Consider the following 12,648-nt stretch of genomic DNA (forward strand, 5'->3'; position numbering starts at 1 on the left):
CCCCTATTCGGGTGTCAGCACGAAGTGGACGGTTCCGCCCGTCCTGCTCCGGCCGACCCGATGGGCCAGCGGGACGAGCAGCCCGTGCAACAGGGGGTGTTTGCGGCGCAGCAGCCGGGCGGCATCCCGGGCCTCCGCGCCATCGAGCAGCCGGGCCGTGCCGCGTATCGCCGGCCCCGTCGGGCGGCCGCGGAACGTCGACGGGGCCACCTCCACCGCGGGGTCGCGCCGCAACCTGCGGGTCTTGCCGGCCTTCACGAAGGACCGGAACACGGCGCGCTCACCGTGCACGGCGAGGCTCACCGCGGTGCTGACCGGGGTGCCGTTCCGCCGGTAGGTCGTGAGCGCAACCGTCCGTTGCCTCACGAAGGGCGCGAGCGTGATCGACATCAGGGGCCTCCACGGGTCGGGTCACCCCCTGAGACGGATCCACCCCCGAAGCTGTGACACCAGTGGCCAGCCTGCCGCGCCGGCGCAGCCGAGCGGGCCGGACCGCCTGGATCGCCGCGTTGAGGTACGCACCGAGGATCACGGCGAGCGCGATGAAGTACATGCCGAGCAGGAAGGCGATCGGCGCGGCCAGCGCCCCGTACGTGTAGCCGGTGCTCGTGACCCAGTCGAGGTAGAGCCGCAGGCCGGTGACACCCACCAGGAACACGACCGCGGCCAGCACCGCCCCGGGCAGGCCGCGGTACCAGGGCGGCTTGAACGGCAACGCGATCTTGTAGAGCGTGGTGAGCGCCAGCACCAGTACCACGACGACGACCGGGAGGTAGACGACGTTCACCACCGCCCGCGCCGCCGGCTCGACCGCGTCGGGCAGCAGCGGGAGCAGGCGGTCGGGGCCGAGCGCCGCGACCGGCAGCAGCACGATGCCGACGGCGAGGCCCGCCAGGTAGAGCAGGATCGCGAGGGCGCGCTGCCACACCCAGCTTCGCACCGGGTACTGGTCGTGGGCCCGGGTGATCGCGTCGACGAACGTCGCCATCGCCGAGGAGCCGGACCAGAAGCTCAGCACGAACCCGATCGAGACGACCTCGCCGCGCGCGGTCGTCAGGACGTCGGCCACGGTGGGGACGATGATCTCGTCCACGGCGTTGCGGCTGAACACCCCGCTGGTGAGCCGGATGATCCACTCCTGCACGGCGACCACCGTGTCCGGACCGAACCAGCGCTCGGCGTACCCGAGCAACCCGAACAGCCCGAGCAGCAGCGGGGGCAACGAGAGCGTCTGCCAGAACGCCGCCGACGCGGACTGGCTCAGCACGTCGTCGTCCCACGCCCGGCGGAGCAACCGGGTGATCACGCGCCGGAGCGGGCCCGGCGCCCGCACCGCGCCCGGCGCGGCCGGGCCGCGCCGCGACATGCCGGGGCTCAGTCGGGCGGCGCGGGCCGCGGCTGCCCGCCGTTGGTGTTCGGGATGCCGTCGGGCACGGCGGCGTCGGCGACGGCCTCGGCCGCTGCCTCCTCGGCCTGCGCCGCGTCCTCCGCGGCGAGCGCCGCGAGCCCGTCCGACGACGTCCGCTCGCGGGTGGCGGGCGAGGGCGGAACGGCCTCGGAGAAGGCCTTCGACACGCCCTGCAGCGCGGAGGTGACCTCGCTGGGGATCACCCAGAACGTGTTGCCGTCGCCCTGCGCGAGCTGCGGAAGCACCTGCAGGTACTGGTAGGCGAGCAGCTTCGGGTCCGGGTCGTTGCGGTGCACCGCCTGGAACACCTCGTCGATCGCCCGGGACTGGCCCTCCGCCTTGAGGATCGCCGACGCCCGGTCCCCCTCGGCGCGCAGGATCGCGCCCTGCTTGTCGCCCTGCGCGGTGAGGATCTGCGACTGCCGCTGGCCCTCGGCGGCGAGGATGGCGGCGCGCTTGTCCCGCTCGGCGCGCATCTGCTTCTCCATCGCGTCCTTGATGGTCTTCGGCGGGTCGATGGCCTTGATCTCCACGCGGTTGACCCGCAGGCCCCACTTGCCGGTGGCCTCGTCGAGCACCCCGCGCAGGAGGCTGTTGATCCGGTCCCGCGACGTGAGCGTGACCTCCAGGTCCATCGAGCCGACCACGTTGCGCAGCGTGGTGACGGTCAGTTGCTCGACGGCCTGCAGGTAGCTGGCGATCTCGTACGCCGCGGCGCGCGGGTCGGTGACCTGGAAGTACAGGACGGTGTCGATCTCGACGACCAGGTTGTCCTCGGTGATCACCGGCTGCGGCCGGAACGACACGACCTGCTCGCGCAGGTCGATCACCGGGTAGACGCGGTCGATGTAGGGGATCACGAAGTTGAGGCCGGGCTGCAGCGTGCGCTGGTAGCGGCCCAGCCGCTCGACGTTGCGGGCCCGGGCCTGCGGCACGATCCGGACGGTCCGCATCACGGTGATGACGGCGACCAGCGCGATGAGCAGACCGACGATGATCAGGGCCAGGTCCATGGTCACTCCCTGGGGTAGACGACGGCGGTGGCCCCGTCGATCTGCAGGACGCCGACCGTGGCGCCGGCCGGGATCACGACGGTGTCGTCCACCGCGCGCGCGGTCCACTCCTCGCCGCCGATGCGCACCCGGCCCTCCCGGCCGTTGACCTCCTGCAGGACGTACCCCGGCTTGCCGACCACCGCGTCGACCCCGAACGGTGCGCCACCGTGCGGGCCCTTCAGATGGCGCCGCGCGACCGGGCCCAGCAATCCGACCCCGGCCACGGCCGCGCCGGAGAACACGACGAGCTGCAGCGGCAGCGGCAACCCGAGCGCCGCCGAGAGCGCGGTGATCAGGGCGGCGCCGCCGAGGATGCCGAGTGCCGCGGTGAGCGTGAAGACCTCGAGCACGATGAGGCCCACCGCAGCGATCAACCAGACGACCCACATGTCCACGGGCATCGGTCCCTCCCGCCCACGAAAAGGGGGGCTGACCACCCCAGTATGCGCCGCCGGACCTGGGAGAAGAAGGCCGATCGCTCGGTCGGTACGCGTGGAGGCCCCGCGCAGAGATCGGGTGCCGCGGCCGTGGCACGCTCTGCCGGTGCGGGTGCTGGTGGTCGAGGACGACGACGGGGTGGCGGGCGCCGTGGTGGAGGCGCTCGCGACGCACGGTCACCGCGTCGAACGGGTGGCGCGGGCCGCGGACGTGTGGCCGCCCCTGCGCGACGCCGAACTCGTGCTGCTAGACCTGGGCCTCCCCGACGGCGACGGCATGGACGTGCTGCGCAGGCTCCGCCGGATCACCGGCACCCCCGTGCTGGTGCTGACCGCCCGGGACGCCGAGCGGGACATCGTGCGCGGCCTGCGGCTCGGCGCCGACGACTACCTCGTGAAACCGGTACGGCTGCGGGAGCTGCTGGCGCGGGTCGACGCCGTGGCGCGGCGCACCCGGCCCCCGGAGGCGACCCCCACCGACGTCGTCGAGGTCGAGGACCTGCTGGTGGACATGGGCGCCCGCCGCGCCGCGGTCGGGGGCGAGGAGGTCGCGCTCACCGCCAAGGAGTTCGACATCCTCGCCGCCCTCGCCCGCAGGCCGGGGGCGGCGGTGAGCCGCCAGCAGCTGCTCGACGAGGTCTGGGGCGACGCGTACCTCGCCGTGAGCCGCTCGCTGGACGTCCACCTGGCGTCGTTGCGGAGCAAGCTGGGCCGCCCCGGGCTCGTGTCGACGATCCGCGGCTTCGGCTACCGGCTGGGCCGCTAGGCCATGTCCCGCGGACCTTGGCCGCGCTATTCGCGCCCAGATCGTCCCTGGCTGCGTTGTCGGCCCGACCGGGTATGCCCATACAACGGCTCGGACCTCCGCCTTGCCGGGAACGATCTGGACGCGAATCCCATCGACCAAGATCCACGGGACACGGCCTGATGCGGCGGCGGCTGCTGATCGTGCTGTCGGCGTTCGCGTTGGCCGCCGTGGCCGGGTTCGCGGTGCCGCTGCTGCAGAGCACCGCCGCGCGCCGCACCCAGGAGTTCGTCCTCACCCGCGGGGGCGATCTCGACCGGTTCGCCGGGCTGGCCCAGCAGGCAACCGGCCCGGCCGGGACGGGCACCCTCGCCCAGGAGGTGCAGGCCCACCACGCCGTCTACGGCGAGGGAGTCGCGGTCGTCGACCGCTCGGGCCGGGCGATCGTGGAGGCCGGGCTGCGCGCCGACGACCCGGCCGTCGTCGCCGCGGTGGACGCGGCGCTGCGGAACCAGCCCGCGGCCCGGCCGGTCGGGCTGCGGCCGTGGTCGACCGACCCGATCCTGCTCGCCCGCCCGATCGGCGCCGGCACGGAGGTGGGAGGCGCCGTCGTGCTGCGGGCCGAGCCGGCCGCCGCGGCCGCCGACATCACCATCGCGTGGGCGACCGTCCTGCTGGGGGCCCTGCTGGCGGCCGTCGCGTTCGCGGCGCTCGCGCTGCTACTGGCCCGGTGGGTGCTGCGCCCGATCCGGGAGCTCGCGGCGGGCGTCGGGGAGGTCGCGGCGGGGCATCCGGGGGCGCACGTGTCCCCGCGGGCAGGCCCCACCGAGCTCCGCGAGCTCGCCGCCGCCTTCAACCGCATGTCCGACGCCGTCGAGACCAGCGCCGAGGAACAGCGCAGGCTCGTGGCCGACACCTCGCACCAGCTCCGCAACCCGCTCGCCGCGCTGCGACTGCGCGTCGACACCCTCGACCCGCACGTCGCCACGGCCGGACACCCGACCTACCGGTCCACCGTGGTGGAGCTGGACCGCCTCGAAGCGCTGCTCGACGGGCTGCTCGACCTGGCGTCCGCGGAGAGCCGGGCCACCGCACTGGCCGCCGGGGCCCAGCCGGACGACCGGGCCGAGCTCACCGCCGTCGTCGCCGAGCGCCTCGACGCCTGGCGCCCGGCCGCGCAGGAGGCCGGTGTCCGGCTGCGCGCGACGTCGGCCCCGGAACCGGTGGAGGCCGCTTGCACCGCCTCGGAGGTGGAGCAGGTGCTCGACGTCCTGCTGGACAACGCCGTCAAGTACGCGGGCCGCGGCGCCACCGTCTCGGTCGCGCTCCGCTCCGTCGACGGGCGGGCGCTGCTCGAGGTGCGCGACGACGGGCCCGGCCTGCCGGCCGAGCAGCTGGAGCGGGCGACGCAGCGGTACTGGCGGGCGCCCGGTAGCGCCGCGCGCGGCTCCGGGCTGGGCCTGCCGATCGCGGAGCGCCTGGTCACCGCCCGCGGCGGCGCCCTGCGCGTCGCGTCGCCGCCGGACGAGGGACTCGTGGTGACGATCGAGCTGCCCTCATGACCGACGCCCCGACGGCCCTGTCCCGCCGCGCGCTGCTGCGTGGGCTGCTCGCCACGCCGCTGGTCGCCGGCTGCACGGTCGGCGCGGCGCCTCCCCTCGCACTGGCGGCCGGTGAGCCGGGCGGGTTCTACGTCGAGTTCGGGGAGCTGCTCGGCACCGCGCTCCGGGCGGCAGGCCTGCCCGTCACGGTCGTGAGCACCGGGGGCAGCGTCGAGAACATCGAGCAGCTCCGCGACGGCACGGCCGCGCTCGGGCTCGCGCTCACCGACATCGCGCTCACGGCCCGGGTCGGGGAGGGTCCGTTCGGCGCGCCGGTGCCGCTGCAGGCGATCGGCCGCGTCTACGAGAACTACATGCAGCTGGTGGTGCGGGCCGAGGACCACGCGACGAGCACCGCGGACCTCGCCGGCCGTCCGGTCTCGCTCGGCGCCGTCGGCTCCGGCGCGGCCGTGTTCGGGGACCGGCTCCTCGCGGCGGCCGGGATCGCGGCCGACGTGACGCACCGCCCGCTCCGGGACGCCGTCGCCGCGCTCGAGTCGGGTTCGGCCGACGCGCTCCTCTGGTCGGGCGGGGTGCCGACGCCCGCACTCGCCGAGCTCGCCGCCCGGCGCCCGGTCCGGCTGCTGCCGCTCGTCGAGCACCTGCCGCAGCTGCGGTCCCGGCACGGCGGCGTGTACGGCCCGGTCACCGTGCCCGCCGACGCCTACGGACCCGCCGCGCCGGTCCCGACCGTCGGCGTCGCGAACCTGCTGGTCTGCACGCCCGCCCTGCCGCCCGCGACGGCGGGCGCCGTGGCGCGCACGCTCGTGGCCGCGGCGCCGGACCTGGTTCCCGAGTCGGCGCTGGGCACCCAGTACCTCGACCAGCGCTCGCTCATCGGCACCGGCGAGATCGCACTGCACCCGGGGGCGGTGGCCGCGTACCGCGCCATGCACGGCTGACGAACATCTTGCCGGCCGCCGGCCGGTCCTGGCCGGGGCATGATCAGCGGATCCGTGACATGAACCGCACATCGAGGCTGTTGCCAGATCCAGCCGCCGGGCGGCGGCCCGTGATCAGCGGTATCGGTTGTCCATGGTTGCGGCAACGACGATGTGCACCCGATAACGGCAGATCAGGGCGACGATCAAGGGATGATGGTCGCTGTTGAAGATCGACTAGCGACCATTTCCCCTTGATCGCCGAACACCGCCGCGGCCGATTAGGCAACACCCTCCATCTGCGGCTCATGTCACGATCGTGGCGATCAAGGCGGCCGCTCTGTTCCACCGGGAGCGGCTTGATCAGCGGCGCTCCTGGGAGCGGCTCCTCTCCTAAGGACTTGTAAAGATCGCGCGCTGCCCGCGTCCGGCCGACCTACGGTCACCGGGCGGCAATCCCCGGCATCGACGAGGAGCGGGATCGGATGAGTACCTCTGGAACGACGACGGCGAGGCCACCCGTCGGATTCGGCGCGAAGGTCAAGCAGGTCGGGCCGGGGTTGCTCGCCGCGGCCGCGGGCGTCGGCGCGGGCGACCTGGTCGCGACGATGGTGGCGGGCGCCCGGTTCGGGACGCTGCTGCTGTGGGCGGCCGTGCTGGGCGCCGTCCTCAAGCTGGCGCTCGCCGAGGGCGTGGGGCGCTGGCACCTCGCGTCGGGTTCCACCCTGCTCGACGGCTGGCGGCGGCTCGGCCGCTGGGCCACCGTCTTCTTCGGCGTCTACATCGTGATCTGGGGCTTCGTGTACGGCGCCACCGCGATGTCGGCGGTCGGGCTCCCGCTGAACGCCCTGTTCGGCGGCCTCGACGTCCGGTACTGGGCGATGATCGCCGGCGTCGTCGGTCTCGTGCTGGTGTGGCTGCAGCGCTACCAGATCTTCGAGAAGCTCATCACCGTCCTGGTATTGATCAAGTTCGTCTCCGTCGTCTCCGTGGCCTTCCTCGTGGCGCCCGACCTCATGGCGCTGAGCAACGGACTGGTCCCCCGGCTGCCCGAGGGCTCGGTGATCTACGTCCTCGGCCTGGTCGGTGGCGTCGGCGGCACGATCACGATGGCCGCGTACGGCTACTGGATGATCGCGAAGGGCTGGAAGGGCACCGGCTGGTTGTCGATGATGCGGCTCGACAACGCCGTCGGCTACGTCATGACCGCGATCTTCGTGATCGCCATGCTCATCATCGGCTCGGAACTCCTGCTCGGCCGCGACCTCACCGAGAGCGACAAGGGCCTTCTCGTGCTGGGCACGGAGCTCGGGACCAGGTACGGGGACTGGGCGCGCATCCTGTTCCTCGTCGGCTTCCTCGCGGTGACCACCACCTCGCTCCTCGGCGTGTGGAACGGCGTCAGCCTGCTGTTCACGGACTGGACGCGCACGATCCGGATGCCGCACGGCGCAGCGGCGGAGGTCGGCGCAGGCCACAGCCACCAGCACGATGAGACGACGAGCGACACGGGGTACGAGGCCACGGAAGCCGAGCGCAGCACCCCCTTCCGCGCATACCTGATCTGGCTGACGATCCCGCCGATGGCGCTGCTGTTCTTCGACAAGCCGTTCGCGTTGACGCTGGTCTACGGCGTGCTCGGGGCCGCGTTCATGCCGTTCCTCGGGGTCACTCTGATGCTGTTGCTGAACTCCAAGCGGGTCGCCGCCGCCGGCCGGTCGGGATGGCTGTCGAACGTGCTGCTCGCGCTGGCGTCGGCGCTCTTCGTGGTGCTGCTGGCGATCGACATCTGGAACCGGGTCAGCTAGGACCGGGGCAGGGCGAGGAGCGGTCGGCGCCCGCCGGGAGGAGGGCGAGCGCCCCGGCGCTCGGCTCGCCGGGGAGCAGGCGGCAGAGCTGGGCCTGCCAGTCCCCGGCCCGCAGGGGGATCACCTCGGGGAGGTTGCCGCTCCCGCCCTGGATGGAGAGCGAGCCGTCCGCGATCGTGCTGCCCACCACCCGCATCGGCTCGATCCGTCCGGCCTCGGCGCGACGCTCGAGGTCCCAGAGGACGATCTCCCGGCCCTCGGTGAAGCTGGTGACGGCCACCAACCGCCCCTCGGGGTCGAAGCCGATGAGCTCCCCCGTGCCCGGCGTGAAGATCGGGGGCCCGACCGGCTCCATGTCCGGGAGCCGGCGCACCTCCAGGTTGCCTTGGGGGGTGACCGCGACGAGGGTGTCGCGGTCCGCGACGACGCTGCGGGAGCTCTGCACGACGAGGGCGGTGCTGCCGAGTCGCCGCCCGGCGGGGACGTCCCAGAGCTCGAGGTGGCCCGCGGTCGCCACGACCGCCTGCCCGGGATGTCCCTCCCGCGCCCAGGTCATGCCGGCGAAGTCGCCGTCCACGTCGACCGGCCCGCCCAGCCGCGACCCGGTCCGGGCGTCCCAGGCCGTGAGCGAGCCGGGGGTGTGGACGAGCGCGACGTCCGTGACGCCGTCGGTCGACGTGGCGAAACCGATGTCCTGGTCGGGCGCGACCGGCACCGGCGGGAGCTCCAGGGCCGGCGTGAGGGTCGCCAGGTCGTACCGCTGGAAATGCCAGAAGTCCGCGTCGTCCTGCCCGAAGAGCCACATCACGTCGCCCTCGATCATCGAGGAGTGGTTCGGGACGTTCCCGCGCGCGGCGATCTGCCGTCCGGTGCGCGGGTCGTGGAGGGCGAAGTCGAAGCCGTTGGCGCCGAAGGGGGTGCCGGCATCCGGTGCGTCGGGGATCTCGTTCGCGATCAGCAGGCCGGCGGAGGTGTTCCACACGTACGGGCCGATCCCGCCGCCCGTCAGGCCCGGGGGCTCGGGCAGTGCCTGGAACCGCACCAGCCGCGGCCCGAGCGCCACGTACACGTCGAGGCCGCCGTCGGCGCTCGGCCGGGCGCTCACCGGCTTCCGGCCGCGGTCCCACGCGTTGTAGTCGAGGGTGGGGGCGGTGAACCGGAACGCCGCGCCGGAGGTCAGGTCGACGATCCGGCTCCCCTCCGCGGCCGAGGGGGAGCCCGCCGTCACGCTCTCCACCGCGTACCTGCCGTCGGCGGTGAAGTGGGCGTCCGAGCAGAACCCGGTGAGGTCGATGCGTCGTGCCTCCGCGCCGGTGACGACGTCCTGTACCACCAGGTCCCCGGCGGTCCCGGAGGTACAGCTCGTCGCGTACGCCGCCCCACCACCGAGGGTCGCGTCAGCGGGCAGCGTGCGCACCACCGCGCCGGTGCTGACGGACCGGACGGTCAGGCCGTCGCCGGCGCGGACGACCGCGAGGCCGGGATCGGCGGTGAGCACCACCTCGAGCGTTCCGGCGGGGAGCGGCATCGGCGAGGTGCTGGTCCGGCCGGTCCGCACGTCGTGGACCCGCAGCGCCGGGCCGGACTCGGGGCCCTCGAGCCAGGACAGCCGCGCGCGGTCCGCGGCGAGCCGTGGTGACCGCGGCGAGCCGGACGGGCCCGCCAGCTCGACGGCCGGGGCGGACGCGCCGACGTCCCACAGGCCGAGCTCGCCGGCGGTGGTGAGCAGGGCGATCCGGGGACCGTCGGCGCCGAGGAACACGAACTGCACCTGCGCCGGGTCGACCGGCGCCCACGGCTGCGGAGCGGGCCCGTCGATCCCGGTGACCAGGGACGCACCCGCATCGTTCCCGATGACGAGCAGCCCGTCGGCGACGAGCGCGGAGTTCGCGGACCGCCCGCCGGGATCGGTGTGGACGACGGCCTCGGCGCCGGACATGGCGAGGTAGGCGTCGGCGAGGGCGGTGCGCGCCGCCGGGACGCCCGGATCGCTGCGCCAGGCCGCCAGCGCGAGCTCCGCCGCCAGCACCGGATCGGTCCGCTGCCGGGCGCCCGCCTCCCGGGCGAGCGAGTCCGCGTTGGCGGTGGCGAGCTGGTCGGCGACCTGGTCGCCACGCCGGACCGCGACCACGGCGAGCGCGCCGGCCGTCAGCACCAGCACGCCCAGCACCGCGGCCACCACCCGCCACCGGCGCACCTCGCGGCGCTGGCGGGTCCGGCTGCGCCGCACGTAGTCGGCGTGGCCGGCCCCGAGATCAGTGGGGCGCTCCCCGACCCACTCGCCCGCCGTCTCCAGCGCCGCCCCGCGCAGCAGCGCCCCGTCGTCGCGGCCGCTCTCCTCCCACCGCTCGCGGGCGGCGTCGAGCTCGGAGCGCCAGGCGAGGAACTCCCGGTCGGCCGCCAGCCACCGGCGCAGCCGCGGCCAGTGGTCGATCAGCGACTGGTGGGCGAGCTCGACGGTGCCTCCGCCCGCCTCGCCGGTGACGACCACCAGCCGGGCCCCGGCCAACACCGCCACCATCGGGTGCAGCGCGGGAGGCAGCTCGTCGAGCCGCACCGGGCGGCGCAGCACGCGGCCGTCGCGTGCCGTGGTGGCCAGGCGCACGCACAGCTCCCGCAGCGGCCCGTCGTCGCCGTCGGGGCCGCGGACGGCGGCGGCGACCCGCTCGGCGTGCGCGGCGAGCGCGCCCGCCACCCCGCCCGCCGCCTCGTAGCCGCGCACCGTCAGGGACCCGCCCTCGCGGCGCTCCCACAGCTGCGCGAGCAGCGACTCGACCAACGGCAGCTGGCCCGGCTCGGTGCCGGCCTCGTCGAGGATGCGGTCGACGAGGCCGTCCTCGAAGTCGAGCCCGGGCGCCCGCTCGGCGGGCCCGACGACCGCGGCGCGCAACCGGGCCCGGTCGAGCGGGCCGACGAACACGCTGCCGGCCCCCAGCGCGTCGGCCGCGTCGGGGGTGAGGATCTCGTCGATCGCCGTGCCCCGCATCGTCAGCACGACGCGCACGTGGGAGCCCTCGGCGGTGGCGACGGCGACGAGCGCGGCCAGCAGCTCCCTGGCCGCGACCGGATCGGCGTCGGCGAGCTCCTCGAACTGGTCGACCAGCAGCGCGCACCCCAGCCCGGCCTCCTGCTCGCGCAGCGCCGCGGCCATGTCCTCGAGCACCGGCGCGCCCGGTCGCACCCGCAGCTGCGCCACCGGGGTGCCCTCCCGCCGCAGCCGGGGCAGCAGCCCCGCCTTGACCAGCGACGACTTCCCCGAACCGGACGGCCCGGCCACGACGACGATCGGGTTGGCCCCGGCGGCGGCGACCAGGCGCTCGATCTCCGGCGCCCGCCCGAAGAAGTACTCGGCGTGCTCCTCGTCGAACGGCTCCAGCCCCCGGTACGGGCTCGGGAGCAGCTCCGGGTCGAGGCCGAGCACCTGCTCGACGGGCACGAGGTAGGCGGTGGTGACGTCCGGGTCGCGATCGGCGGCCACGGTCATCCCGACCACGGCTCCGGTGTCGGCGTCCCACACCGGTGCCCCGCTGAACCCGCCCTCGACGCGCTGGTCGCCGGCGACGCTCTGCAGCTGGTACCAGCCGGTGCCCTGCCCGCCGCGGATCCGGCCGGTGGACCACACCCCGTCCCAGCGGCCGTCCGGGAACCCGAACACGTGGAAGGCGTGGTCCCACAGCCGGTCGACGCGCCGGAGCGGCGGCATCACGGCCCCTGCGGGGGCCGGCTCGGCGAGCCGCAGCACCGCGACGTCCCCCGTGCCGTCCTCGGCGATCGGCACCCACCGGTGCACGCGGGCGGACCGCACCGTCGTACCGCCGGGGACGGTCGGGAAGTCGATCGTGACGGTGGCCGCAGGCGGCTCGGCGTCGTACGCGTCCGTGCGCAGAGCCGCAGGCGGCTCGGCGTCGTACGCGTCCGTGCGCAGCGCGGCGGCCACGACGTGGGCACAGGTGGCCACGAGATCGGTACCGACGAGGAACCCCGAACCCACGACCTCGCCGGCGGCGTCGCGCACCCGCACGCAGGCGGTGGTGGCGAGCCCGGCGGCCGCCGCCCGACCGACCTGCATCGACACGCCCCCGGCCCCCCTCCGGCTCGCGAACCCTCAGGGTAGGGCCTGGGGGCTCAGCGGAGCGCCTCCAGGTCGATCTCGACCGGGAACGGTTCGGTGGCCGCGAAGCGACCCGTCACCGTGCCGCCATCGGCGTAGCCGAACTCGCCGGCCGGGTGGCAGGCGAGCAAGGTGACCGGCTCGGTGAGGTCGACGATCCAGTAGTGCGGGATTCCCGCGTCCGCGTACTCGTTGCGCTTGGCCACGTAATCGGTACGAGTGGAGCCCGGCGACACGACTTCGACGACGAGCGCGACCTCTGACGCTCGGAGCACGCCACCCTCGCGGCGCACCCGCTGCACGCCTTCCTCGCGCACCACCGCCAGATCGGGTCGCCGGACCGTGCCCGGCGCCTCCGGTGGAGCCAATTGCAGATCGACGTCGATGCCGGGGATCACGCGCAAGCCCGCGGGCAGCCCCGCGCGTAGGACGACAGCCAGCTCCAACGCCGCGCTGTTGTGGTCCGGAGCCGGACTCGGCGACATCAACAACCGCCCTTCCACCAGCTCGATGTAGCCGAGCTCGACCTCTCCGATCTCGAGGTACTCGGCCACGGTCAGCAGGTGCCGCGGGGCGACCGGCTGGATCGTCACGGGGGCTCC

General features: G+C 74.4%; 10 protein-coding genes. 4 read left to right on the plus strand and 6 right to left on the minus strand.

Features of this window, described 5'->3' with window-relative positions; translation table 11 throughout:
• Positions 1–3 precede the first annotated feature (3 nt).
• The 4 genes from ACU436_RS07125 to ACU436_RS07140 are packed head-to-tail and all read right to left on the minus strand — an operon-like array spanning position 4 to position 2,864.
• Positions 4–390, minus strand: a complete 387-nt coding sequence (locus tag ACU436_RS07125) for a PPOX class F420-dependent oxidoreductase (RefSeq protein ID WP_459022896.1) — start codon at positions 388–390, stop codon at positions 4–6.
• On the minus strand, positions 281–1,366 hold the full coding sequence (locus ACU436_RS07130; RefSeq protein ID WP_459022898.1) for a YihY/virulence factor BrkB family protein: 1,086 nt from the start codon (positions 1,364–1,366) through the stop codon (positions 281–283). Before ACU436_RS07130 ends, ACU436_RS07125 begins: the two co-directional genes overlap by 110 nt.
• A gap of 8 nt (positions 1,367–1,374) precedes the next feature.
• Positions 1,375–2,421 (minus strand): SPFH domain-containing protein, encoded by a 1,047-nt coding sequence (locus ACU436_RS07135; RefSeq protein WP_459022899.1) that lies wholly within the window; start codon positions 2,419–2,421, stop codon positions 1,375–1,377.
• A gap of 2 nt (positions 2,422–2,423) precedes the next feature.
• On the minus strand, positions 2,424–2,864 hold the full coding sequence (locus tag ACU436_RS07140) for an NfeD family protein (protein WP_459022901.1): 441 nt from the start codon (positions 2,862–2,864) through the stop codon (positions 2,424–2,426).
• Between the two features lie 142 nt (positions 2,865–3,006).
• On the opposite strand from ACU436_RS07140, the gene ACU436_RS07145 reads away from it, so the two are divergent.
• The 4 genes from ACU436_RS07145 to ACU436_RS07160 all read left to right on the plus strand — a co-directional run bounded on the left by ACU436_RS07145 (position 3,007) and on the right by ACU436_RS07160 (position 7,935).
• Complete coding sequence (locus ACU436_RS07145) at positions 3,007–3,666, plus strand: response regulator transcription factor (protein WP_459022903.1); 660 nt, start codon at positions 3,007–3,009, stop codon at positions 3,664–3,666.
• Positions 3,667–3,827: 161 nt separating this feature from the next.
• Positions 3,828–5,207 (plus strand): sensor histidine kinase, encoded by a 1,380-nt coding sequence (locus tag ACU436_RS07150; RefSeq protein ID WP_459022904.1) that lies wholly within the window; start codon positions 3,828–3,830, stop codon positions 5,205–5,207.
• The gene (locus ACU436_RS07155; RefSeq protein ID WP_459022906.1) at positions 5,204–6,148 is read left to right on the plus strand and encodes a TAXI family TRAP transporter solute-binding subunit; all 945 of its coding nucleotides are present in this window, start codon (positions 5,204–5,206) and stop codon (positions 6,146–6,148) included. Before ACU436_RS07150 ends, ACU436_RS07155 begins: the two co-directional genes overlap by 4 nt.
• 464 nt (positions 6,149–6,612) lie before the next feature.
• Positions 6,613–7,935: an Nramp family divalent metal transporter gene (locus tag ACU436_RS07160; RefSeq protein ID WP_459022907.1), complete on the plus strand. Its 1,323-nt coding sequence runs from the start codon at positions 6,613–6,615 to the stop codon at positions 7,933–7,935.
• Here ACU436_RS07160 and ACU436_RS07165 read toward each other — a convergent pair.
• The gene (locus tag ACU436_RS07165) at positions 7,928–12,004 is read right to left on the minus strand and encodes an nSTAND1 domain-containing NTPase (protein ID WP_459022909.1); all 4,077 of its coding nucleotides are present in this window, start codon (positions 12,002–12,004) and stop codon (positions 7,928–7,930) included. The two genes, ACU436_RS07160 and ACU436_RS07165, sit on opposite strands and share 8 nt — an antisense overlap.
• Before the next feature lie 56 nt (positions 12,005–12,060).
• Positions 12,061–12,639, minus strand: a complete 579-nt coding sequence (locus ACU436_RS07170; protein WP_459022911.1) for a Uma2 family endonuclease — start codon at positions 12,637–12,639, stop codon at positions 12,061–12,063.
• Positions 12,640–12,648 lie beyond the last annotated feature (9 nt).

It is taken from the genome of Pseudonocardia wallangbongensis (assembly GCF_054486945.1).

Coding starts and splice junctions, on each gene's coding strand:
- ACU436_RS07130 (WP_459022898.1), bottom strand. CDS start 1,366: ATGTCGCGGCGCGGCCCGGCCGCGCCGGGCGCGGTGCGGGCGCCGGGC.
- ACU436_RS07135 (WP_459022899.1), bottom strand. CDS start 2,421: ATGGACCTGGCCCTGATCATCGTCGGTCTGCTCATCGCGCTGGTCGCC.
- ACU436_RS07160 (WP_459022907.1), top strand. CDS start 6,613: ATGAGTACCTCTGGAACGACGACGGCGAGGCCACCCGTCGGATTCGGC.
- ACU436_RS07155 (WP_459022906.1), top strand. CDS start 5,204: ATGACCGACGCCCCGACGGCCCTGTCCCGCCGCGCGCTGCTGCGTGGG.
- ACU436_RS07140 (WP_459022901.1), bottom strand. CDS start 2,864: ATGCCCGTGGACATGTGGGTCGTCTGGTTGATCGCTGCGGTGGGCCTC.
- ACU436_RS07150 (WP_459022904.1), top strand. CDS start 3,828: ATGCGGCGGCGGCTGCTGATCGTGCTGTCGGCGTTCGCGTTGGCCGCC.
- ACU436_RS07165 (WP_459022909.1), bottom strand. CDS start 12,004: ATGCAGGTCGGTCGGGCGGCGGCCGCCGGGCTCGCCACCACCGCCTGC.
- ACU436_RS07125 (WP_459022896.1), bottom strand. CDS start 390: ATGTCGATCACGCTCGCGCCCTTCGTGAGGCAACGGACGGTTGCGCTC.